23 protein-coding genes, 1 riboswitch and 1 other annotated feature are annotated in these 22,420 nt (G+C 50.9%); of the genes, 3 read left to right on the forward strand and 20 right to left on the reverse strand.

What is annotated here, in order from left to right:
* Positions 1–95: 95 nt before the first annotated feature.
* From EDM21_RS11160 to EDM21_RS11170, 3 genes are all read right to left on the reverse strand, one after another.
* The gene (locus tag EDM21_RS11160; protein ID WP_156430883.1) at positions 96–320 is read right to left on the reverse strand and encodes a hypothetical protein; all 225 of its coding nucleotides are present in this window, start codon (positions 318–320) and stop codon (positions 96–98) included.
* 6 nt (positions 321–326) lie between these two features.
* A complete protein-coding gene (locus EDM21_RS11165; RefSeq protein WP_157335530.1) occupies positions 327–938 on the reverse strand; it encodes a CPBP family intramembrane glutamic endopeptidase in 612 nt (203 codons plus the stop codon).
* A 238-nt stretch (positions 939–1,176) separates the two neighbouring features.
* Positions 1,177–1,500: a rhodanese-like domain-containing protein gene (locus EDM21_RS11170; RefSeq protein WP_157335531.1), complete on the reverse strand. Its 324-nt coding sequence runs from the start codon at positions 1,498–1,500 to the stop codon at positions 1,177–1,179.
* A gap of 202 nt (positions 1,501–1,702) precedes the next feature.
* Positions 1,703–1,937, forward strand: a binding site (T-box leader).
* Positions 1,938–2,003: 66 nt separating this feature from the next.
* Here EDM21_RS11170 and serA point away from each other — a divergent pair.
* Positions 2,004–3,587, forward strand: coding sequence for a phosphoglycerate dehydrogenase (gene serA, locus EDM21_RS11175; protein ID WP_157335533.1), 1,584 nt, complete (start codon positions 2,004–2,006; stop codon positions 3,585–3,587).
* Between the two features lie 276 nt (positions 3,588–3,863).
* Here serA and EDM21_RS11180 read toward each other — a convergent pair whose 3' ends face one another.
* From EDM21_RS11180 to EDM21_RS11220, 9 genes are all read right to left on the reverse strand, one after another.
* On the reverse strand, positions 3,864–5,735 hold the full coding sequence (locus EDM21_RS11180) for an ATP-binding protein (RefSeq protein WP_166541952.1): 1,872 nt from the start codon (positions 5,733–5,735) through the stop codon (positions 3,864–3,866).
* 1 nt (position 5,736) lies between these two features.
* Positions 5,737–6,450: a response regulator transcription factor gene (locus EDM21_RS11185; RefSeq protein WP_157335534.1), complete on the reverse strand. Its 714-nt coding sequence runs from the start codon at positions 6,448–6,450 to the stop codon at positions 5,737–5,739.
* Positions 6,451–6,534: 84 nt separating this feature from the next.
* Entirely contained in the window at positions 6,535–7,794 is a 1,260-nt protein-coding gene (ccsA, locus tag EDM21_RS11190; protein WP_157335536.1) for a cytochrome c biogenesis protein CcsA, read from the reverse strand.
* Complete coding sequence (gene resB / locus EDM21_RS11195) at positions 7,791–9,458, reverse strand: cytochrome c biogenesis protein ResB (protein WP_157335538.1); 1,668 nt, start codon at positions 9,456–9,458, stop codon at positions 7,791–7,793. Before resB ends, ccsA begins: the two co-directional genes overlap by 4 nt.
* Positions 9,459–9,527: 69 nt before the next feature.
* The gene (resA, locus tag EDM21_RS11200; protein WP_166541953.1) at positions 9,528–10,073 is read right to left on the reverse strand and encodes a thiol-disulfide oxidoreductase ResA; all 546 of its coding nucleotides are present in this window, start codon (positions 10,071–10,073) and stop codon (positions 9,528–9,530) included.
* 60 nt (positions 10,074–10,133) lie between these two features.
* Positions 10,134–10,880: a pseudouridine synthase gene (locus EDM21_RS11205; RefSeq protein ID WP_157335542.1), complete on the reverse strand. Its 747-nt coding sequence runs from the start codon at positions 10,878–10,880 to the stop codon at positions 10,134–10,136.
* A gap of 161 nt (positions 10,881–11,041) precedes the next feature.
* On the reverse strand, positions 11,042–11,578 hold the full coding sequence (locus EDM21_RS11210; protein WP_068775359.1) for a spore maturation protein: 537 nt from the start codon (positions 11,576–11,578) through the stop codon (positions 11,042–11,044).
* 7 nt (positions 11,579–11,585) lie between these two features.
* Positions 11,586–12,185, reverse strand: coding sequence for a nucleoside recognition domain-containing protein (locus EDM21_RS11215; protein ID WP_157335543.1), 600 nt, complete (start codon positions 12,183–12,185; stop codon positions 11,586–11,588).
* A 60-nt stretch (positions 12,186–12,245) separates the two neighbouring features.
* The gene (locus EDM21_RS11220) at positions 12,246–13,412 is read right to left on the reverse strand and encodes a D-alanyl-D-alanine carboxypeptidase family protein (RefSeq protein WP_157335544.1); all 1,167 of its coding nucleotides are present in this window, start codon (positions 13,410–13,412) and stop codon (positions 12,246–12,248) included.
* Between the two features lie 226 nt (positions 13,413–13,638).
* On the opposite strand from EDM21_RS11220, the gene EDM21_RS11225 reads away from it, so the two are divergent.
* Entirely contained in the window at positions 13,639–14,379 is a 741-nt protein-coding gene (locus EDM21_RS11225) for a class I SAM-dependent methyltransferase (RefSeq protein WP_157335545.1), read from the forward strand.
* A 127-nt stretch (positions 14,380–14,506) separates the two neighbouring features.
* On the opposite strand, the gene ytfJ is transcribed toward EDM21_RS11225, so the two are convergent.
* The 8 genes from ytfJ to ribD all read right to left on the reverse strand — a co-directional run bounded on the left by ytfJ (position 14,507) and on the right by ribD (position 21,108).
* Complete coding sequence (ytfJ, locus tag EDM21_RS11230; protein ID WP_157335546.1) at positions 14,507–14,974, reverse strand: GerW family sporulation protein; 468 nt, start codon at positions 14,972–14,974, stop codon at positions 14,507–14,509.
* A gap of 109 nt (positions 14,975–15,083) precedes the next feature.
* Positions 15,084–15,800, reverse strand: a complete 717-nt coding sequence (locus EDM21_RS25375; RefSeq protein ID WP_157335547.1) for a DUF2953 domain-containing protein — start codon at positions 15,798–15,800, stop codon at positions 15,084–15,086.
* A gap of 161 nt (positions 15,801–15,961) precedes the next feature.
* Complete coding sequence (gene scpB / locus EDM21_RS11240) at positions 15,962–16,669, reverse strand: SMC-Scp complex subunit ScpB (RefSeq protein WP_235918150.1); 708 nt, start codon at positions 16,667–16,669, stop codon at positions 15,962–15,964.
* Positions 16,638–17,420, reverse strand: coding sequence for a segregation and condensation protein A (locus tag EDM21_RS11245; RefSeq protein ID WP_157335548.1), 783 nt, complete (start codon positions 17,418–17,420; stop codon positions 16,638–16,640). The genes scpB and EDM21_RS11245 overlap by 32 nt, the downstream gene beginning before the upstream one ends.
* A 100-nt stretch (positions 17,421–17,520) precedes the next feature.
* On the reverse strand, positions 17,521–17,991 hold the full coding sequence (ribH, locus tag EDM21_RS11250) for a 6,7-dimethyl-8-ribityllumazine synthase (RefSeq protein ID WP_157335549.1): 471 nt from the start codon (positions 17,989–17,991) through the stop codon (positions 17,521–17,523).
* Between the two features lie 75 nt (positions 17,992–18,066).
* On the reverse strand, positions 18,067–19,290 hold the full coding sequence (locus EDM21_RS11255) for a bifunctional 3,4-dihydroxy-2-butanone-4-phosphate synthase/GTP cyclohydrolase II (protein ID WP_157335550.1): 1,224 nt from the start codon (positions 19,288–19,290) through the stop codon (positions 18,067–18,069).
* A 25-nt stretch (positions 19,291–19,315) separates the two neighbouring features.
* Complete coding sequence (gene ribE / locus EDM21_RS11260; RefSeq protein ID WP_157335552.1) at positions 19,316–19,984, reverse strand: riboflavin synthase; 669 nt, start codon at positions 19,982–19,984, stop codon at positions 19,316–19,318.
* Positions 19,969–21,108, reverse strand: coding sequence for a bifunctional diaminohydroxyphosphoribosylaminopyrimidine deaminase/5-amino-6-(5-phosphoribosylamino)uracil reductase RibD (gene ribD, locus EDM21_RS11265; RefSeq protein ID WP_157335553.1), 1,140 nt, complete (start codon positions 21,106–21,108; stop codon positions 19,969–19,971). The genes ribE and ribD overlap by 16 nt, the downstream gene beginning before the upstream one ends.
* Before the next feature lie 601 nt (positions 21,109–21,709).
* A riboswitch (FMN riboswitch) is annotated at positions 21,710–21,896 on the reverse strand.
* 209 nt (positions 21,897–22,105) lie between these two features.
* On the opposite strand from ribD, the gene EDM21_RS11270 reads away from it, so the two are divergent.
* Positions 22,106–22,378, forward strand: coding sequence for a hypothetical protein (locus tag EDM21_RS11270; RefSeq protein ID WP_157335554.1), 273 nt, complete (start codon positions 22,106–22,108; stop codon positions 22,376–22,378).
* Positions 22,379–22,420 lie beyond the last annotated feature (42 nt).

Genomic DNA, 22,420 nt, shown 5'->3' on the forward strand with positions numbered 1-22,420 from the left:
CAAAAGCCTGCGTTCGGGCGCAATACCGGCATCATAAGCCCGTATTCGCCCAAGTGCAGGCTTTTAATATCCAACGTATAAACGATCCCGGCCATTTACGGTTTGGACGTATATTCAATCCCCCACCAGCCAAGTCCGACTACGAGCAGAAGAAACAAAAGAAGCAGGATCTGATAAAAAGTCCGGGTTACTTTCGTTTGCTCAGACGGATGAACGGAACTTCGCGGGGGCAGGTAATGGCTTTCATCTTCGGCCGCTTCGCCTGCTTCAATGGTGTTCGGCTGATTAACCAATTCCTCGCCGGTCTGGTTGTGGCGCATGCTTCACTATTCCTCCTTACTGTACCTCAAAATGCATCCTGAAATAAAATCAATAATAAAATGAGCGCAAATGGCTGTCCAAAGAGAACCGGTATGTACATAAATCCAGCCAATCCCATAGCTAATGCTGAAAACCAGACCTGTCATCAGCCAATGCTGCAGATAACGGACATGGATAGCGGCGAATAAGATACTCGTCCAGTACGGGCCCAGATAGTGCTGGATAGCTCCGCGGAACAGCAGTTCCTCACAGACCGAAACGACTAAACATAGAACGGCGATATGCCATAAGGGCCTCTTTGCAAAAATGCGTTTATTGACCCCGCCGTCATCCATCACATCCTCCGGCACAAACCTCGTTACGATCAGATCCGCCGCAACAACAAGCAGGGCCAGTCCACCGCCCCACAGAAGAATCCCCCAACCCGGCTTAAATGAAAGCAGAGTCTTCATATCCGTTTGCTGAATCAGGAGCATAACCACACCGATGATCAGAATTAAAACTTGCGTTGCATATAAGTTCAGCAGCAGGACCTTATCGCTCAGTTCGTCTACACGAACCGCTTTTTGGAAGCGGATATTTTTGAGATCCTTCCATTTCGATTTCCATTTATTCATGAAGGTCCTTCCCAGGGAATCAATTGGCTCCCAATTGCCCTTTATCAGAATAGCGCCCCGCTGCACTTGCCCAGCATACTCGGCGCTCTTCTTTTAACATACCATGAATTGCCGCTTCAGAAAATCTTACTCTCTTATAACGAACCAGACTCTTCAAAAGTTACATCTGCCGCTGCACAAAAAAAGACGCGCAGTCATCTAGACTGCACGCTTAAATGAATGAGGGAATCACAGGCGCTTAATCGTACGCGAAGCCCCGCAATCCCGATACCGCGGCCATACCGCCCTCGACATTGATCAGCTGCTCATAACCGTTTTGCTGCAAATAAGCGCATACCATCTCGCTTCGTACGCCGTGAGCACAGATCACATAAAGCGGAACGTCCTCAGGAAGTTCTCCGAGACGTCCCGGAATCGTATTCATCGGAATGTGCTCCGTCCCCTTCAAATGATAGTAGTTCCATTCAACTGTCTCCCGTACATCGATCACCTTGTATTTCCCGTGAATATTCTCCCCTTCTTCTAATAGCCTTAGAAAAGGTTCCGGTCCGATCTGTTTCAAAGGATTAACCACCTTTCATTCTTCATCCGTATCTATGCCTCTATGCAGAATACACAATTCCCGGAGCAACCTCAAGCCGTAAAGAGGACTATTCCATGGACACCGCGGCACTTTGCAAAGAATGCGTGAAACTCGCTCAAACCCTATTGACACCCCCGACGAAGCCATGTTACATTAAGGTCAACTTAAAGTCATATAACACGTTAAAGCGTTGACGGAGACAAGTATGCATGCTAGCCTTTCAGAGAGCCGGTGGTTGGTGAGAACCGGCAGGATACGCGTATACAGAGCACTCCCGAGCATCGGTCCGAAGCACTGCGGAGGATCAATCGGCAGAACCCGTTATCGTTCAAAGTCCTTGTTAGGACTTATAAGGCCTCCCGTGCAAGCGTGAGGTAAAGTTGGGTGGCACCGCGAAGATAACTCTCGTCCCTTCATACGGGTTACGTATGAGGTTCGGGGGTTTTTTTATATTTTCAAAAGACCATTGAGGAGGCATTATCATGTTTAAAGTACTTGTATCGGATCCAATCAGCGATATGGGCATTCAAATGCTCCATGACGCAAGCGATGTTGAGGTAGACAAAAAAACCGGACTTAGCGAAGAAGAACTCATCGCTATCATCGGCGATTACGACGCGCTGCTTGTACGCAGCCAGACCAAAGTAACTCCCCGCATCATGGATGCGGCTCCTAAGCTGAAAGTGATCGGCCGCGCAGGTGTCGGTGTCGACAACATTGACCTTGAAGCGGCTACCAAACACGGAATCGTCGTAATCAATGCGCCTGACGGAAATACCATTGCTACGTGCGAGCATACTTTTGCCATGATCATGTCGGTAGCCCGTTCGATTCCTCAAGCTTACAAAAAAACGGTCACCGGTGAATGGGATCGTAAAACGTTCGTCGGCGTTGAATTGCGCAACAAAACGCTGGGTATTCTCGGCATGGGCCGGATCGGCAGCGAAGTGGCCAAACGCGCCAAAGTATTCGGAATGAACGTGATCGGCTATGACCCGTTCCTGACGGAAGAGCGTGCTGAGAAAATCGGCGTGAAGCTCGGCTCCGTCAATGATATCGCGGCGGCAGCGGATTTCATTACCGTTCATACTCCACTGACTAACGAAACCCGTCATATCCTGGGTCCTGCACAGTTTGCTATTATGAAAAAAGGCGTACGCATCGTTAACTGCGCACGCGGCGGAATCATTGACGAGAACGCGCTCGTGGAAGCGATTGAAAGCGGAACTGTCGCTGGCGCCGCTTTCGACGTATTCGAGCAGGAGCCTCCGCAAGCGAGTCATCCTTTCCTGAATAATCCGAAAATCATCGTGACGCCTCACCTCGGAGCTTCCACAATTGAAGCCCAGGAGAATGTTGCGATTGACGTATCGGAAGAGTTGCTGCACATTCTGCGCGATGAGCCGTTCAAGAACGCAGTCAACATGCCGCCAGTTCCGGCAACCGTTATGAATAAGCTACAGCCGTACTTTAATCTTGGCGAGAAGCTCGGTCTTATTGCGGGTCAGTTGACCGAAGGCCCTGTTCAAGAAATCGTTGTCAGCTATTCCGGGGATCTTGCCGATGTCGATACCAACCCGCTGACACGCTATATCGTGAAGGGTGTATTCACCCAGCATCTAGAAGGTATTAACCTTGTAAACGCAATGCATATGGCCAAATCGCGAGACATCAACATTACGACGCAGCAATCGTCCACTACGGGCACTTTTACGAACCTGGTGACGATCACCATCAAGTCCAAGCAAGGCGACCGTACTTTCGCAGGCACCCTGCTTTCGGGTTATGGCGAGCGAATCGTACAAATCGACCAATACCCGGTAGACTTCGCACCGGCAGGCAGCCTGCTGCTTATCTCGCACAATGATAAGCCGGGTATCATCGGACGCGTGGGTACACTTCTCGGAAGTAATGAAGTGAACATCGCAACGATGCAGGTGGGTCGTACTGTCGTCGGCGGATCTGCCATCATGGTTCTGACGATTGACAAAAAAGCCCCTAAAGAAGTGATCGCCGAGCTTGAAAAACAGCCGGAAATCGTAAATGTACGCCAACTGGCAATCTAATGACAGTTGTAAAGAGCCTGCCCTGGAATCTTTATTCCCCGGCAGGCTCTTTTTTATGAAGATCAACAGCTTAAGGACAGCCTGCAATTCGGATTGTTTCACGTACAACAAGATTTAGCTTTCTTTTTCAACAAAAAAGGCGGAAAGGTGCTGTTTTTCAGCAGTCTTTCCGCCTTTTTCCCCGCTATTCGAATGTCTGCAAAGTCCGGACAGGATTCCTCAGGCAACTGACATGGCCGCTCTTGCGGCTTGGCAGACGCCCCCTCACGTGAACCATCACGCAAGTTCGCAGGAGCGGCAAGGCAGCACAATCGTAAACGTCGTGCCCTGGCCCAGCTTGCTGCGCATCGTAATGGTCCCCTGATGCGCATCCACGATGTTCTTGACGATGGCCAGGCCCAGGCCTGTTCCGCCGGTTGCCCCGCGTGTCCGAGCCTTGTCCGCTTTATAAAAGCGCTCGAACACGTACGGCACATCCTCGGCCGGGATTCCCTGGCCCTCGTCAATCACTTCAATCTGGCAGCCGGGACCGGATTTATACGAACACGATTCTGCCTTAATCGTGATCCTCCGGCCGCCCGGCGTATGCCGGAATGCGTTGTCGAGCAGGTTCGTGAGCACCTGCTCCAGCCTGTCTTCATCCGCCATGCACAAGAGGTCTTCCTGCCGAAGCTCGAAGCTCAGGCGGATGTCCTTCTCCCTCGCCAGGACGGAGAACTTGCGGTGCATCCGTTTCAGGAGCCCGCCTACATCCGTCCGGTTGAAGTTCATCTCGAGATGGCCGGCTTCCATACGGGCCAGATCGAGCAGGTCCCTGACGAGGCGACCCATTCGCAGCGCCTCGTCGTAGATCACCTGAGCGAGCTCCTGCCGCTCCTCGGGCGATCCCGCGATGTCGTCGATCAGGGCTTCGCTGTAGCCCTGCACCATGGACAGCGGTGTCCGCAGCTCATGCGAGACATTGGCCACGAAGTCCTTGCGGAGCTTGTCGAGGCGGAACTCCTCCGTAACATCACGGAGGACCGCAACCGCTCCGCGGACGCCTTCACGCGAGTGCAGCGGGGTCATAGCCACCGACCAAACCTCGTTCTCGACGTGGAGTTTGTCCGTCTGTTCACGCGCTTCCTTGACGACATCGCGGAACATAACCTGCAGGGGAGCCGGAATGCTGCGGTCTACCGGAATGCGGGAAGTCTCCTCCCCCTCCTCCGGCTGAATATCCGGGTTCCATGTGATTTTGTTCCATTCCTGAATAATCTTATCTCCCTGCGGGTTCGTCAGCGTGACAGAGCCCTCGGAATCAAAGGTCATGACAGCATCTGTCATGCTTCTCAGTACGCTGGCAAGGTTTTCTTTCTCACGGCGGAGCGCCCTCACGCTCTCTTGCAGATCCTCGCCCATCACGTTAAAAGATTTCGCAAGCTCCCCGATTTCATCAGATGATAAAATAGGCACTTTGGTCCCGTACTCTCCTTTGGATATACGGCCGGCGGCTTCTTTAAGCTGAAGCAGCGGCCGTGTAATCCGGTAGAACAAGAAGAAAGCAAAGACGGTCGTCATAAGAAATCCGATAATCGAAACGATGACAAAAAGCTTAAAAACATCCCATTGCGTCGACTCCAATGATTTCAAAGACTGATAAATAATAATGGCACCTTGTATTTCATTGGAACCGTTATCCGGATTCGCATAAGTGGGAACTGCTACGGCAATGTAGTCGTTCCGTGTGTTCGTTTTTTTCGCATTATAGGGTATCTGCTTCTCCACTGTAGATCCGCTTAATACGGAAGCCAGTTCTTGTTCCGAGAAAAAATCGACCGCATGGAAACGAAGAAGTTCTTCGTTGTTCCCGGTTGCGGTCGAATTCAGCTCAGTAAGCGATTTGTCGAGTGCGATCATTCTGGCATCCTGGAGTTCCAGAAGCTCGTTAGCCATCTGGTAATACTCATCATCTCTCAGAGGATGAGAAGACGCTCCGCTGGAATAATCGGTTGCTAATTTCTCGAGATTCTTGATCTGATCTTCAGACTGGGAAAAATATTGCTCCAGAGACTGAACGAGGAACAAACCAAGAATCATCAGTATAACGGCCACGAGTCCGATAATCGTTAACCACAGCTTGCCGACAACACTTCGCAGACTGAACACGTTACTTCGGCACCTCTAGCTTGTATCCTACGCCCCATACCGTGGTAATCATGACAGCAGCTTCAGTCGATACCTTGTTCAGCTTCTCGCGCAGCCTTTTCACATGTGTATCAACCGTGCGTAAATCTCCGAAAAACTCATAATTCCAAACATCTTTCAGCAGCTCTTCACGGGAGAATACTTTATCGGGAGAAACTGCCAGATAATGCAGCAGCTCATATTCTTTGGGTGTCAACGCCACTTCCTGCCCTCCAGCCGATACGCGGTGAGCATCATGCTCGATAACCAGGTGGGGAAATACAATGTTATTGCTTGAATTCGCCTCTTTGGACAGAAAAGCGGTAGCCGACGACCTGCGCAGAATCGCTTTTACCCGGTAAATGACTTCTCTCGGGGAAAAAGGCTTGACCACATAATCATCTGCACCGACTTCAAAGCCGTGGACGCGGTTGGTCTCTTCCCCTTTGGCAGTCAGCATAATAACCGGAGTTGATTTCACCTGCCGCAGGCGTGCACACACCTCTGTACCATCTATTCCGGGAAGCATCAGATCAAGCAGAATCAGATCGAAGTCACGTTCAGTTGCCAGAGCGAGAGCCGTCTCTCCGTCTTCCGCCTCTTCAATTCCGTAGCCTTCTTTCTCCAGATACATACGAAGCAGACGCCGAATTCTTTCTTCATCGTCCACAACCAGAATATGCAATTTCTGTTCCATGGAGTTTCACAGTCCCTTCCGTCCGTAAACGATAGTAGCGAATGATTGGTTCCTTTGATTGATTACATGTTCGTGTTGTTCAAATTATACACCGGAATAAGAGTGCAGACCAGCAATGACCAGGTTAACACCGACCAGCGTGAACATAACGACCAGGAAGCCGATAACGGCGAGCCATGCAGACCGTTTGCCCTGCCACCCTCTGGAAAGTCTCAAATGCAGGAAAACCGCATAGAACAACCATACGATAAGCGCCCATACTTCTTTAGGATCCCATCCCCAGAACCGTCCCCAAGCTTTATGGGCCCAGATCATCGCAAAGATGAGAGCTCCGAGTGTGAAAATCGGATACCCGATAGCAATGGAGCGGTAACCGATCTCATCCAGATCTTCCGGCTCCATGCCTTTCATAATAGGCGAGATCGCCTTGCCGACCGGCTTGCGCAGAATCAGGCGCAGCAGTCCGTACAGCAGAATGCCGCCGAGAACCGTCCACACGACCGTGTTTAACTTGCGACCGGCATTCTCGCCGCTCATCCAGGAAGGGGCCGTAAAGAGAGGCTTGTCCATTCCGAGGAATGTGTCCATGTGCTCCAAATTGGCTTGATAAGGGGCCACAATGGGAGGGAGTACGTAGGTTACGGACTGCGCCACCTTATTTTGTGTTCCATCATTGCTTTTCACAATGGATTCTTTGGTAAACTTCGCTTCGTAACCTGCTGCATTGAACGTAAAGACCGATCCGATGAAAGCAACCAGCATGAAGATGACGAAGAGGGTAAATTCCACACCTCTTTGTTCTTTGCGGTCTCTGGCTTCTTTGCTGTCAAAATTGACCGTACGGAGCAGGTACATGAGCCCAGCTGCAAAACCAACGGCGAAGAATGCTTCGCCCGCTGCTGCTGTGGACACGTGAATCTTCAGCCAATAGCTCTGGAGCGCCGGGATTAACGGTTGTACTTCGTTCGGGAATACCGCCGCATAGGCGATCATCAGAACAACGACCGGCAGAGAAAACACCCCGAGAACCGGGGTACGATAAATCGCATACATAACGAGGAAAGCGGCCATAATGGCCAGGCCTAGGAATGTCATAAACTCAAACATGTTGCTGAGCGGGAAATGACCGCCGCCATACCAGCGGGTAAAGAAGTAAATAATCTGAGATAAGAGGCCTACCGCAGATAAAATGTAAGCCGCGCTTCCCCACTTGCGCGAATGCTTCTCTGCATCACGATTACTCCATGTCTTACCCGTAATGGCAAGCACGAAAATCAGAAATGCGATACAGTAAATAACAAAAGAAATAAGCAAAGCATTACCGCTAATAGCTAACCAATTCAATGTGCATCCCCTCCTTTTTCTAGCTGCTTCTGATCGGTCTTAATCCCCGTTGCCGATAGAGCTGCTGCAACCTCTTTACGGACTCCGAACCAGTTCTTGTTCGTGTGCGCGCCAAGCACCAGACGGCCTTCGTCTATCCGGATCCAAATCCGTCGGTGCTGCCAGTAAAAGCCCATGATTAATCCGAGCATTCCTATCGCGGAACCGGCCCAAATGTAAGGGAGTGCCCGGTCCGTGCGGATATTAAGGAAGGAAGTAAAGGTTGAAAATGATACTTTATCCATCGAATCGACGGACAGTTCGAATTTGCTGCCCAATGCACCGTTAATCTCGTCTTGCCGGAATTCCTGTTTGTCGACTTGACGCGGGAAGTACAAGTACGGCTCCCCTTTTTCATTCAGGCCCGGACCTGTCATCTGAAAAATAAACGCTGGAGCTTTGGCTTCGTTCGACTTCGTAATCGGTTCTCCCTTTTCGTCTAAACCGAAATCCGGGAAGTAGCCCTTGAGCGATAATTGGTAAGGCCCGACTTCGTAAGAAGATTGAGGGTTTTTCATAGGAAGCACAAAGCTGCCGTAGGCTTCGCCTGTCTGTTTATTCTTAAGAGTCGGCTGAACCGAAATTAACAAGGGGTCGTCTTCGTAATCATACTGGAAGGCAAGCAGTCCCTTGTAATCAAGGGGCTCGTTCACGATAATCTTCTGCCGGTGGACTTCTTTGAGCTCCGGTTCCTGTCCCGGCGTGTCGCACCTGGCTTCGCATGAATAAATAACCGCTTGCGTTTCATAGATCTTGGGTACCGCGCGGTTGCGTTCTTTGAATTCATCTGTCATTTCTTCAGGTTTGTAGAAATCAATCGTGAACTTCTCATTCTTGATGTAGAGAGAGGTCTCGGGAATTCTCTTCGTTTCCCCTTCACGTATTCCCAAGTATTGATCCATATGCCAGCCCGGGAAACTTCTCATTAATACCGCAAGCAGGAAAATAATCAGACCGATATGAAGAACGTAAGGACCCCAACGGCTGAAACGGTATTTCTCGGCCAAAAGTGCCGTACCGTCCGTATGTACGCGATATCTTTTTTTGCGGAGCTGCTTCGCCATTTCTTCCGTCCAGGCCAGCTCGTCCTGATCCGACGGAAGTTGTCCGTCGAAGGATACTTTCTGACGCAGCAGGAAACTGTGATGCTTGCGGATGCTTTGTTTGGACAAAGCGCGGTACAGCGGAAGCACCCGGTCCAGACTGCATATGACCAGCGATGTGCCGATCATAAGAATCAGCAGCTTGAACCACCAGGATTCGTAGGTATGCGAAAGTCCAAGCAAATAATAAATGTGCCCCAGCGTTCCGTAGGTTTCTTTGTAATAAGTGGAAGGTTCCACAGAAATAAAGTTGCTTTCCTGCGGATAGATCGTTCCGAGTGAAGAGCCGACCAGAGTTAAAGCAATAATCCAGACAGCTATTTTCACCGAGGAAAAGAAATTCCAGATCTTGTTAATCCAGGAGGGATTCTGACGCTGTGAACGCCTGGCCACTCCATCGTATCTCATCTCCAGTATGTCACTGGCTTGCGCCTCATCGGTCAGCGGCTTGCCGCAATATTCGCAGAGCACGGTGCCTACGTGGTTCTGATGCCCACATTCGCATTTCGTATTCTGAAACATGCCGCATCCCCCCTCTATGCAGTTAGATTCAATTGTCTTGCTTATTTGCCCTGCGTGCCTTGCTCACCTTCACTTGCCCTGCTGCGCGCCTTCCGTCAACTTCTTCAACATGGTTTCAATAAACGGTTCGTCCATTTCACCTTTGTGAATCTTCATAATCGTTCCGTCCGGCTTAATAAAGAGAGTCGTCGGGTACTCGACTACCCCATACTGTTTGCGAACGACATGTTCACTATCCAGCAGAATAGGAAGCGTCAGGTTATACTGGTCAATAAAACTTTGGACCGTTACGCGGCTCGCATCCAGATTAACTTCCAGGAATTCGACGTTCTTGTCTTTCCAAAGGTTATACTGACTCTGCAACGCAGGCATTTCCTTCTTGCAGGGAGGACAGAATGTTCCCCAGAAATTAATGAGTACAGCCTTGCCTGCATAATCGGATAGCTTGTACGTTTTGTTGTCGAGGCCCGCTAAAGTAAAGTCAGGTGCTTTAGAACCTTCAACCGGATACTTATTCTCATCGGAAGATGTTAAATTGCTCACAATTGTGTAGACCCCGATGATCAGAACAATACTCAAAATGATAATTTGAATCCATTTTTTGTTCTTTTTCACGCAAAACACCCTCAATTTCAGACATAACTATACTCATTATAACGAAAAAAAAGGCCAGACTTAACGGCCTTTTTGAATTTTATGTGACTGCAAGGCCTCATCGCGCAAGCTGTTAACTTCATCATTGCGCAGTATTCTGTACTTGCCTCTCGGCAGCCCGGCCAGCAGGAGCGGTCCGTATTGTACCCTTCTCAGTCGCATAACCGGGAAAGACACCGCTTCGAACATTCTTCTGACTTGGCGGTTCCGGCCTTCATAAATTGTAATCGAAATCACGGTCTCGTTCTTCTCCGGACGGACGTCAACGTATTCGGCTTCAGCGGGAGCGGTCATACCGTCATCCAGCTTAATGCCCGCTCTCAGCTTATCCAGAACGGAACCGTGCACAACACCTTTAACGGTAGCATGATACGTTTTGGCGACATGATGTCTTGGATGCATCATCAGGTTCGCAAATTCACCGTCATTGGTGAGAATAAGAAGACCTTCCGTATCGTAATCAAGCCGTCCCACCGGATAGACGCGTTCTCTTATCCCGGGCAGATAGTCGGTTACGACTTTACGGCCTTTTGGATCAGAGGCACTTGTAATAACGCCTTTGGGTTTGTTCAATATGACATATACTTTCGTCTGCTGCCTAATGCCGCGACCGTCCACTGTAATGACGTCTTCTGCGGGATTCACCTTGAAGCCGAGCTGCGTAACGACTTCGTCGTTCACACTAACCCGTCCTGCCGAAATAAGTTCCTCGCTTTTTCTGCGGGAAGCCACTCCGGCCTCGGCCAGCACTTTCTGCAATCTCTCCATGCTTACGTTCACCTCAAAGCTTATGATACCTATCCTGGAGGGAAATCACAAGCTTCGATCAAGGAAAATGTTAGCCCGATCCCAAAGCCTGTCCTCTTATTGTTACCATTTCTTGCAAGGAGCATTCAATAAGAGACAATTTGGCCCTGCTTTTGCGGACGCTAGGATGAGAATACAAGCAGGCAAATAATAATAGAAGCGATAAAGCCGACTACATCGGAGATGAGGCCTACCTTGAGCGCGTACCCCGCCTTACGGATTCCTATCGCGCCGAAATATACGGTTATCACATAGAGTGTCGTGTCCGTGCTGCCTTGAACCGTGGAGGCTATTCTCCCGATCAGCGAATCTGGTCCGAACTGGGCAATGAGGTCTGTCGTAAAGGCAAGCGATCCCGCACCCGTAATCGGGCGCAGGATAGCCAGAGGAAGAACCTCGGAAGGCACCCCGAATGCCTGAAACAGCGGCTTAAGCCAGCCGAGGGTCAATTCGAGGGCACCTGATGCCCGGAATATACTGATGGCAACCATCATCCCTACGAGATGAGGAATAATTTTGATCGCGGTATCGAACCCTTCCTTTGCACCTTCTACAAACGATTCATAGACGGGAACCTTCCGGTAAGCGGCGTACAGGGGAATAAAGACGATTAGGACCGGGATCGCCCAGGCGGAGAGCAGGGTTACGAGTGCATACACTGGCGGTTCACCCCCTCGTCGTTGGAATTAAAGTTTGCTTCCGCCTGTACCAGCGGTCCACTAGAATGGCGGCGGCAGTTGAAATTGCGGTTGCCAGCAGGGTAGTCCCCACAATTTCAGCCGGATTAACCGAATTGTAATTCATCCGGATGGCAATCAGTGTGGTCGGAATTAAGGTAATGCTGGCGGTATTCAATGCAAGCAGTGTACACATAGCCGGACTGGCTGAGTCCTTGTCCGGATTTAATTTCTGCAGCTCCTGCATGGCTTTAATCCCCATCGGAGTAGCTGCATTACCCAATCCCAAGATGTTGGCGCTCATATTAGACATGATGTATCCGAGCGCCGGGTGATCCTTCGGAATGCTCGGAAACAGGAAACGGACCACGGGGCGCAGCAGAACAGCCAGCTTGGACAGCAGACCCGCATCTTCCGCAATCCTCATAATCCCGAGCCAAAAAACGAGTACACTGATCAGGCCGAAGCATACGGTGACTCCGCTTTTGGCTCCATCGAATGCGGCCTGAGTGACGGCTTCCACATTGCCTTGAACAGCCGATACGATAAATCCTGTCACGATAAAAAACAACCAGATCCAGTTGACCATTCCTTCCTCTCCTCTCTTACCGGATTACGCTAATGGATGCCCTTTGCTTGCTCCTACAACCTAAGGCGAGAGCATAGCCTTCAGTACTTTGCGAAAGACGACATTCATTTCATTCCACCGCGATATACCCGATTCACTTGCCTGAAAGCCAAATGCCGATTTGTCGGCGGCCTTCAGTCTGGGGCTGCCGGCGTCTACAAGCGGAACCGCTCCGATGACGGTATCCCCCAGCTTAAGTACGAGTTTGCCGCGTTCCCCCAGCCGCGCTTCCAGCGATTCCGGTGGATACAGCTCCGTGATGCGGGAGATCCTCTCCTTCTCCTCCTTCAGCAGCGGATAAGTGAAATCGGCCGCCGCTACGAAGTTAGTGCCCTCTGCGGACTTCCCTCTCTCGACAAGAGAGACGAGCGGGTAGTTCTCGTATCCCCAGTTGAGCAGTTTGGCATGATCCGCCCAATCGTCCCCGTCATTCAGAGTCACAACGGCGAACTGTTGGCCGCTGCGTGTCGCGGATGATACGAGACACCGCTTAGCAAGCTTCGTATATCCCGTCTTGACCCCATCGGAACCTTCAAAGAGACTCAGCATCTTATTCTTGTTGAACCACGTATACTCCCACGAATCATTCGGATTCGGCACTTTGATCATTTTCGTCTGGACAATTTCCTGAAAGCTCGGATTCTTGAGACTGTACGCAGCCAGCTTAGCCATATCATTGGCAGTCGAGAAATGCTCCCCCTCGTCAAGTCCCGAAGGATTGGAGAAATTCGAATGCTCCATTCCGATCTGTTCCGCTTTACGGTTCATCATTACAGCGAAGCCTTCGACACTTCCCCCTACATGCTCTGCTATAGCGGTCGCCGCATCGTTGCCGGAACGCAGCATAAGGCCGTAGAGCATATGCTTCAAGTTCATTTCTTGTCCGGCTTTCAGGTACAGAGAAGAACCTTCCTTGCCGGCCGCACGGCTGCTGACTTTCACGACATCGGACAGCTTGCCTTCTTCTATGGCGACAATCGCCGTCATAATTTTGGTCAGACTGGCGATCCGCATGGGCCTGTCCCCCCGTTTACTGTACACCAGCCGGCCCGACTGCACATCGATCAGAGCTGCGGCTTCTGCATGAGTACCGATTTCTGGAGGTCCCGCCCCTAAGGCCGCTCCATTCCATAGATTCAACATGCACAGCAGCGCAAGCACACCGGACACCCATTTCCGCTTGCTCATAAGCGTTCCTCCCATTTGCCTTCGCATCCGATTATTTAAGATAGCGCCCAAGCCGGGAGCCTTGTACATGTATATGCCCTGCCAGCATGCTTCATTCCGCTTGTCTGATCTCGGGAGGCAAGACTCGCTTTTCTTTTTAGAGAGTGTGGTATGATGATGGATGGTCGTTGTTCTAAAAGCGTTATTGTTTAAAAGACCACTTTAACCTGCAGGAGCTGAGTAACCGATGAAACAGAATAAATATGATGAGGAAACTTTCTTTGCTGCTTACGAACAAATGCCTCGATCCGTCAAAGGGCTTGAAGGTGCTGGAGAATGGCATGTATGGCAAGCACTGTTACCTGAGCTGCGCGATAAGAGCGTACTTGATTTGGGATGCGGTTACGGTTGGCACTGCCGGTATGTCCGCGAGCAGCAGGCAAGTTCTGTGACAGGTATAGACCTTTCCGAAAAAATGCTTCAAAAAGCTCGTGAAAACACAGACGATCCATCCATTACGTATATCAAAGCTCCCATTGAGGACATTCAATTTACGGACTCACAATTTGATCTGGTCATCAGTTCGCTGGCCTTTCACTATATCGCGTCGTTTGGAGCCATCTGCCAAAAAGTTTATGCTTGGCTGAAACCCGGAGGGACTTTTCTTTTTTCAGTCGAGCACCCCATCTTTACTTCCCGCAGCGAGCAAGATTGGTACTCGGATGACCAAGGGAACCGGCTTCACTGGCCAGTCGACCACTATCAATTTGAAGGAATACGCGAAACCTCCTTCTTAACGGAGAACGTTGTTAAATATCACCGGACCCTCTCAACCTATCTGAATGACTTAATTGGCTCCGGATTTAACATAAGAGCCGTTAAAGAACCTATGCCTTCTGATGAACTGTTGCAAACAGTGCCCGAAATGAAGGATGAAAACCGGAGACCTATGTTTTTAATCATTTCCGCTGAAAAGGGGCTTGCTTAATCCTGATCCTATAATCTCCCGTTTCAGCTGCCATCCGTATTCTCGCAATATCCATGCTTTAATGAAAAAAAGACAAAAAAAGCTGTTCCAAAAAGGACAGCTTTTTTTGTCTGATCCAGGACCAGAGTTAGTTCATGTCGACGGAATCCGCCTGAATCGTAATATTCGGAGTTGCTCCCTGGGACTGCGCATTCGACGACGTACCGCTGCTTTTGAAAATCGTCTGAACGCGGTCAACAATTTGCGGGGCGGAGTCGATAAGTCTTTCAAACAAGTGTGTCTGATTGTCAAGCGGTACAATTTTGACTCCATGAATGCCTACAACCAGGAAAGCGATTGGCGTAATGGATACGCCGCCGCCGCTACCGCCGCCAAAAGGCATAGAGACCGTAGCATTCTCTCCACCGCCGGGGATTGTTTCCGTCGTAAACTCACTTCCGCCTGCCGCAAATCCGAATCCGACTTTAGAGATCGGCATAATAACACTGCCGTCCGGAGTCTCAACCGGATCACCTACAATGGTGTTGACATCGACCATGGCTTTAATATTCTCCATGGCCGTTTTCATTAAGCCTTGAATAGGGTGATCTGTCAATGAAGTCTCCTCCTTTGTTCCTTCAAGACAGGGTTCCGGCCTGAAGGAGTAATAGGTCTGCATCCGGTAGGTTGCCCCGCATTTATCTATCCTATGTAAAGGTGCTTTCTCAGGTCGGTGCCGGTTCCCTTCGGGTCTTGGGCTTATGCAGTGCCCGGCGGATGAGGTTTACCCAGGCTTTGAAGCCGCCTGGAGTACGAATAATCCGGACGAGGAGCCGGATAACCGAAAGGAACAAAGACCACACCGACACCCTCACTTCCCCTGCAAACTTAATTTGCAGCATCATCCGGTTATATTGGGGGTTAACCGCGAGCTGCGGGGTCGTCTTCAAAGGGATGTAACGGGTTATAATACCAATCGCCATCGACTTCAAAGTCCATACGGCCCCTGTCACAACGGCCGTCTGCGCCGCGTCCCCGACCCCTATGCCTGTCGTCCATTTGAGCTCGGAGCAGCGGAATAATTGAAGGGTCTGCACGGTCCACTTTTTTATTCCTTTTGTATTTACCAATATTTCTTTGGCATCCCTTTTAAAGCGGCGAAGCATTTCTTTATCAATCTTATCCTGCCGATTCTCATTCACTTTCAGTTTGTTCTCATTTACTTTGGTTTCCGCTACGAAAATCCCCTCCGAAAAATTAAGAAATTTTACTGCAGGCAGGTTGAACCGGTAACACACTAAGCCATAGAGCGCTTTTATCTGGAAATATATCTCGTCATTCTGATCCATCCGGCTCCAAAAGCCGGTAAACTTAACCGGGCTTACGAATACAACCCCTATAAGAACGGCGAGCAGTACCGCCAGTATGGCTCCGATCACCACTATCGTTCCCTCCTTCAAGTCCTAACAATTGCTGCTAGTAGTATCACCGCAGTCCACATTTTCATGCAGCAGACCCGGGCTTGCGCGCCAGGACATCAAAAAAACGCCTCTTTTTCAAAATGAAAAGGAAGGCGCCGTTCGTTGGTTTGATAGGTTTAATATTAATCCGAGCTGTCTTTAGAGCTTGTAAGTGGATCATCCTCATCCGGAACAGGAAGAAGTTCCAGATCGTTCCCGTCCGCTGTTAATGTCTTCTCTTCACTGCCCAGATCCTCAAAGGTGAGCTGGTCGGTATTGTCTCCGTCCAATTTGTTGAACAGGAGCTTCGTCTCTTCCTCCAGATCGAAATCCCCTACAAAAGAAGGCGATTCGGGAAGCTCCTGAATGGAGCTGAGTCCGAAGTATTCCAGAAACGGCTTGGATGTTCCGTACAAAATCGGTCTCCCGATAGCTTCCGCGCGCCCGGTCTCGATAATTAACTCCTTCGCCATTAACGTGTGCAGGGCACGCTCGGATTTCACTCCGCGGATTTCTTCAATCTCCACACGGGTAATAGGCTGTTTGTACGCTACAATCGACAAAGTCTCCAGAGCTGCCTGAGATAGCGAGGAACGGGATGGAGAGTACGCCAGACGCTCGAAATACGGTGCGTGTTCCGGCACGGTCGTCATCTGATAGGCGCCTGCAACTCTCGTGATTTGGATACCTCGTCCGGTGCGGCGCAAATCTTCCGCTAATTCATCAACCAGTTCCGTTATGAAATGCACATCCGATTCCAGTACGTCTGCCAGCTGCTTTTTGTCGAGTCCCTCGTCCCCGGCTACAAAGAGCAGTCCTTCAATAATCGATTTCATCTGTTGATAGTCCATCGGACAGTTCTCCCTCCTTGGCCTGAATAACGATGTCATCGAACAGCCTGTGCTGGAAGCACTGGATTTTCTTCATCTTCATCAGTTCCAGTATCGCTAAAAATGTGACTACAATTTCCTCGCGGCTGCAGTCCTTTTCGAACATTTTCGAGAACAAGACGCGTCCTCCCTTGTTCTGAAGAAGTTCAATAATATCGACAATGCGGTCTTTCACGGAGATTTCATCGCGCCTGATTTTGGCGACCTGATTGCGGTGACCCATTTTGCGGAGTGTCCGCTGAAAAGCCATCATCAAGTCGCTTACTCCCAAGCCTTTGACCGGATTCTCCTGGATCTGCGGCGTGTAGGGCGTCAGGTCTTCCGGTTCCCGGGTAAACACCAGGCTCCGTTCAACCTCTTTATCCCTCAGCAAATCCGCTATCGCTTTGTATTTACGGTATTCAATCAGCTTCTGCACCAGCTCTGCGCGAGGATCAACATCCTCCTCTTCGTAGAAATCGAATTCCATATCCAGTACAGGCGGTTTCGGCAAAAGCATTTTGCTCTTAATCGCGAGCAGCGTAGCCGCCATAACCAGAAATTCACTGGTAACTTCCAGCTCCAGCTCATGCATAGCCTGGACATACGACATGTACTGCTCCGTAATGTCCTTGATCGGGATATTATAGATGTCAACCTCGGACTTATCGATCAAATGAAGCAGCAGATCGAGCGGCCCTTCGAACACTTCCAGTTTATACAGCATTTTCATAACATCGTTCTCCCAAAAAAAAGATCCCCGTCCAAGTAGGCCGGGGCTTTCGAATCCTTGCTTGCAGCCGTCTGGGAGCACGCCCGCGGTATAGCCGTGCTTAACCCTTCATCTGCTTCGTCAGATTTGCCATTTCAATGGCGGTAACAGCAGCTTCCCAGCCCTTGTTACCCGCTTTAGTTCCTGCCCGTTCGATAGCCTGCTCAATAGAGTCGGTAGTCAGAACGCCGAAAATCGTAGGAACCCCCGTCTTAAGTGAAACAGCCGATACACCCTTCGCCGCTTCATTGCAAACATAATCAAAATGCGGTGTCGAACCGCGAATAACCGTTCCGAGTGTAATCACCGCATCGTACTTTCCGGCTTCAGCCATTTTCTGAGCGATCAAAGGAATTTCAAATGCTCCCGGTACCCAAGCCACTTCAATTTCGGTTTCCTCAACTCCATGACGCTGCAGGGCATCGAGCGCTCCCGCCAGCAGTTTGGATGTAATAAACTCGTTAAAACGACCTACAACAATCCCATATGTTAATCCTTGCGAAATGAGGTTACCTTCATAATTCTTGACCATGTGTACCTACTCCTTCATCTTCTAGTATACAAACCTATCTTCCATATAAAAAGAAATATTTTGCGAAAAACAGAATCAGCTCGGATCAAACGTGAGTAAATGCCCTAATTTTTCCTGCTTGGTATGTAAATACCGGGCATTATCTTCGTTGTGGGGCAGCTGAATCGGAACCCGCTCCACAATTTCGAGTCCATATCCTTCCAAACCGGTAATTTTACGCGGGTTGTTGGTCATCAGACGCATTTGGCGCACACCGAGGTCTTTCAAAATTTGGGCGCCCACGCCATATTCCCTCAGATCCGGTGCAAAGCCGAGTTTTTCATTGGCTTGGACGGTATCCAGACCTTCTTCCTGGAGAACGTAAGCCTTCAGCTTATTAATGAGACCAATGCCGCGGCCTTCCTGGCGCATATAGAGAAGGATGCCGGCCCCTGCTTCATTGATCTGCTGCAGCGCCGAAGCCAGCTGAGGGCCGCAGTCACACCGGTGGGAATGAAACACGTCGCCAGTCAGACACTCGGAGTGCACACGTACCAGAATAGGGACAGAAGGGTCGATCTCACCCCTCACTAAAGCTACATGTTCCTTCTGATCAATCTGATTCGTATACGCAACAGCACGGAAAGTACCGAAGTCTGTCGGCAAATTAGCTTCCACTTCCCTCTGGACAAGCTTCTCCTGCTCGTTGCGGTAGCGGATCAGATCCTGGATGGTGATGATTTTGAGATCGTGAATCCGGGCAACGTCCATCAGATCCGGCACCCGCGCCATCGTACCGTCTTCCTTAATCACCTCACAGATAACGGCAGCCGGATAAGAGCCGCACATACGGGCGAGATCAACCGCCGCTTCCGTATGACCTGCGCGGCGCAGCACGCCGCCTTTCTTGGCGATAAGCGGAAAAACATGTCCGGGACGACGGAAATGCAGCGGCTTTGCAGCCGGATCAATGAGCGCCTGCACGGTACGCGAACGCTCATAAGCCGATATACCCGTAGTGGTATCCGCGTGATCAATTGAAACCGTAAAGGCAGTCCCGTGATAATCCGTATTGCGGGAAACCATCGGGGGCAGGTCCAGTTCCCCGGCGCGTTCTTCGGTTAACGGAGTACACACGAGGCCCCGTCCTTCTCTGATCATGAAATTAATGACTTCGGGGGTCGCTTTATCCGCAAGGGCAATGAAATCGCCCTCGTTCTCGCGGTCTTCATCGTCTACGACGATAATAACTTTCCCCGCGGCCAGATCTTGAACAGCCTCCTCTATCGAATGAAATGTGTAGGTTTCTCTCTCAGCCATGCCAATCCCTCCTTTGTTTCTTGGTCTAGAAAAAGCCGTTCTCAGCTAAAAAGTTTTTCGTTAGTCCACCCCGTGAAGCGGCGGAGCCAGTCCCTTTTGCTGCCGAAGGCTGCAGAAGTTTTTCAATATATTTCCCCAGTACATCACATTCCATGTTTACCGTGTCCCCCGGATGCTTATCCTGCAGGACGGTCTGAGCCAGCGTGTGGGGGATAATGGAGACCGCGAAGGTCTGCTCCGTTACATCTACCAGAGTCAATGAAATCCCGTCAATCGTAATCGAACCGCCTGGTATCATATAGCGCATCACATCCGGACTGGCCGGCTGCAAACGATAGACAACCGCGTTCTCTTCAGGAGTCCGCGTACGGATAGTGGCTGTACTATCGACATGACCCTGCACGATGTGCCCGCCGAACCTGCCGCTCGCCGGCATCGCCCTCTCCAGATTAACCCGGGCTCCTGTCTGAAGTCCGTTCAGGTTCGTCTTACGGTAGGTCTCGGGCATCACGTCTACGGCAAATGTGTGTTTATCGAAGGCGATCACCGTCAGGCAAACACCATTAACGGCAATGCTGTCACCCAGTTTGACATCTTCCAGAATCAGAGAGGCACCGATCGTCAGCACCATAGCCTGACCTTGTTTGTGTATCCGGCGCATCACGCCGATTTCTTCAATTATTCCGGTAAACATGATGAAGCCTCCTCTTCGGCGTACTGCGGATACCCGGTCAGACAGACATCGTCGCCGACCGTTTGAACCGTCATGCGGGCCAGCCGGATCGCCTCGCTCATTCGGCCGAAGCCGCCGAATGAGACGTTGTCGGGTGCCTGTGCCCCGCCGCCAATCCACTTCGGGGCGAAGAAGAGGACCGCCTTGTCGACAAGCCGGCTCTCCAGCATCGCCCCGCTGAGCCGTCCTCCGCCCTCCAGGAGGACGGAGGGGATTTCCATCTCGCCGAGCAGCCTCATCGCGAGCGGAAGATCGACGTGCGGTCCGCTGCCGCACGTCAGCACCCGGGCGCCGTGCGCTTCAAGCGCTTCGCGTCTTGAAGCCGGGGCGCCTGCGGTGGTCAGGATGAGCGTCGGCCCCCCATCCTGACCCGGCAGCACCCGCGCGGACAGCGGCGTCCTCAGCTGCGAGTCGACGACGACCCGCAGCGGGTGGAGCGCCGGTACGGCCAGCCGGGTGGTCAGCTCGGGATCATCGGCAAGCACCGTGCCGATGCCGACCATGATGGCGGCATGCCGGTGCCGCATCGTGTGCACGAGCTCGCGCGCCGGGGCGCCGGTAATCCATTTGCTGTCGCCTGTGCGGGCAGCAATTTTACCGTCGAGCGTGCTCGCGTTCTTCATCGTGACAAAAGGCAGCCGGGTCACGATGAATTTATTGAACGCCTCGTTCAAGGCGTTCGCCTCTTCCGCGAGCAGACCGGCATCCACCCGGATGCCGCTGCTCTTCAGCCTCGCGATGCCGGAGCCCGCAACGAGCGGGTTCGGATCCACCGAGGCTACGACGACGCGGCGCACCCCGCTCTGGATGAGCCGGTCGCTGCATGGAGGCGTGCGCCCATAATGGCTGCACGGCTCCAGCGTGACGTACGCGGTGGCTCCGGCCGCTTCCGCCCCGGCCATCTGCAGCGCCAGCACCTCTGCGTGGCCTTCGCCCCGCCTGAGATGCGCGCCCATGCCAACGACGCGGCCGTCCTTGACAAGCACACAGCCCACGACCGGATTTACCCCGGTCTGGCCTTGAGCACTTTGCGCCATCTGGAGCGCAAGACGCATATAAGTTTCATCCTGCAAAGGTTGAAGCATGGTTTTGTCGCTCCTCATCCGGTGAAATTTAAACCTAATTCCGTAAAAGCCGTCGTGCTATCCGCTAAAACATCAAAAAGACCCCGGTTCCAATGAACGGGGGTCGTTGTAAGATGAAAGTCGACAAAGAATAAAGATCAGCGGTTTACTAAGTTTACCGTCTAGCTGCGCAGCAGTAAGAAAGGTCTGCACGAGAGCAGTCTTTACGTTACAGCTAAGCAGCGGCAGAGTTTCATTACTCCACCTGAGACTTGTACCTGTCCAGGATTTTCTTTAATTGCCTATACGGAAAGAAAGATCAGCAGTCTCCAGAGAAATCGATGCGTGTGCTGCACAATACAGTCGGCACATACAGAAATTCAACCGGAATAGCTGTCTTCAAGCGTCAGCAAACAAAGGAATTCCCCATCCCCATACAGTCTCAAGGAAAGGTTCCTGGCCTATTCATCTCGTATTGTCTTGGCAAGGAATGTAGGTATACACAATTAATCCACCATATGTCAAATCAAACCAACGAAATGACGACTGGATCCCATCCGCTCCTGTATCGAAGACAATAGATAAGAAAGGTACGTTCAAACATTAGCACACGGATTCTTTTCTTCTCCTTCTCCCATCCAGACTGTAACTGTCGGTCTCGGACTCTCACCAAGTCAGCCGGAGCCTGAAGATCTTGCGTTGGTACGCTGGATAATCAGATTCCGGGTCACGGACTAAGCCGCAGTCCGGTAATCCGGTACTGCTGCAACACCGCCGGTAGGGAATTTCACCCTGCCCCGAAGGATAACTCAATTATGCGATTGTAATTGGTTTGACTGAATAGTACCATTGTGTCTTTAAAAAATCAAGTTTATATACAACAAAAAGAGTCGGATATAAAGTTCCTTGCGTATAAAAGCTGCCTATCCGGGATATGGTGATAGCACGGATCACGGATGATCATCCATAAGTAAAGCGATCAGCATGAGCCGATACCGGATAAGAAAGGAATTCTTATATGCCCCATTCCCCGGACCTGAGAACGTACGCCCTATCCGTCCCGGATAAAGAGGCTCCCCATTATCCTTTCCCACTCGTTTCCTATGGGCACGTGTTCCCTCTCCACCTGTATACAGCCGGTTTTACCAAAGCAGAGCTCTGGATGCTTCTTGATCAGTCGGGAGTTAACTCGCTCTCGGAAGTCATCCAGGCAGAATTAACGCAGCCAGGCTGTTTAGTCGTTGTATCCAGGCCTAATAACAAACGGGAGAACCGCGCTCAGCAGCACTAACCGGGTCTTCAGCTCCCTCTCCTACCTCCATTCCAAGACGAA

This window comes from Paenibacillus lutrae, from assembly GCF_009757775.1.
In the GTDB taxonomy this organism is placed as follows: domain Bacteria; phylum Bacillota; class Bacilli; order Paenibacillales; family NBRC-103111; genus Paenibacillus_F; species Paenibacillus_F lutrae.

Bases quoted from the DNA above. Each gene is read 5' to 3' on its own strand.
- ribH (WP_157335549.1), bottom strand. From the start codon at position 17,991: ATGGTCAAGAATTATGAAGGTAACCTCATTTCGCAAGGATTAACATAT.
- ribD (WP_157335553.1), bottom strand. From the start codon at position 21,108: ATGCTTCAACCTTTGCAGGATGAAACTTATATGCGTCTTGCGCTCCAG.
- EDM21_RS11205 (WP_157335542.1), bottom strand. From the start codon at position 10,880: ATGGAGAGATTGCAGAAAGTGCTGGCCGAGGCCGGAGTGGCTTCCCGC.
- EDM21_RS11185 (WP_157335534.1), bottom strand. From the start codon at position 6,450: ATGGAACAGAAATTGCATATTCTGGTTGTGGACGATGAAGAAAGAATT.
- serA (WP_157335533.1), top strand. From the start codon at position 2,004: ATGTTTAAAGTACTTGTATCGGATCCAATCAGCGATATGGGCATTCAA.
- EDM21_RS11160 (WP_156430883.1), bottom strand. From the start codon at position 320: ATGCGCCACAACCAGACCGGCGAGGAATTGGTTAATCAGCCGAACACC.
- EDM21_RS11165 (WP_157335530.1), bottom strand. From the start codon at position 938: ATGAATAAATGGAAATCGAAATGGAAGGATCTCAAAAATATCCGCTTC.
- EDM21_RS11270 (WP_157335554.1), top strand. From the start codon at position 22,106: ATGCCCCATTCCCCGGACCTGAGAACGTACGCCCTATCCGTCCCGGAT.
- resB (WP_157335538.1), bottom strand. From the start codon at position 9,458: ATGTTTCAGAATACGAAATGCGAATGTGGGCATCAGAACCACGTAGGC.
- EDM21_RS11245 (WP_157335548.1), bottom strand. From the start codon at position 17,420: ATGAAAATGCTGTATAAACTGGAAGTGTTCGAAGGGCCGCTCGATCTG.
- EDM21_RS11255 (WP_157335550.1), bottom strand. From the start codon at position 19,290: ATGGCTGAGAGAGAAACCTACACATTTCATTCGATAGAGGAGGCTGTT.
- EDM21_RS11220 (WP_157335544.1), bottom strand. From the start codon at position 13,412: ATGAGCAAGCGGAAATGGGTGTCCGGTGTGCTTGCGCTGCTGTGCATG.
- scpB (WP_235918150.1), bottom strand. From the start codon at position 16,669: ATGGACTATCAACAGATGAAATCGATTATTGAAGGACTGCTCTTTGTA.
- EDM21_RS11225 (WP_157335545.1), top strand. From the start codon at position 13,639: ATGAAACAGAATAAATATGATGAGGAAACTTTCTTTGCTGCTTACGAA.
- EDM21_RS11215 (WP_157335543.1), bottom strand. From the start codon at position 12,185: ATGGTCAACTGGATCTGGTTGTTTTTTATCGTGACAGGATTTATCGTA.
- ribE (WP_157335552.1), bottom strand. From the start codon at position 19,984: ATGTTTACCGGAATAATTGAAGAAATCGGCGTGATGCGCCGGATACAC.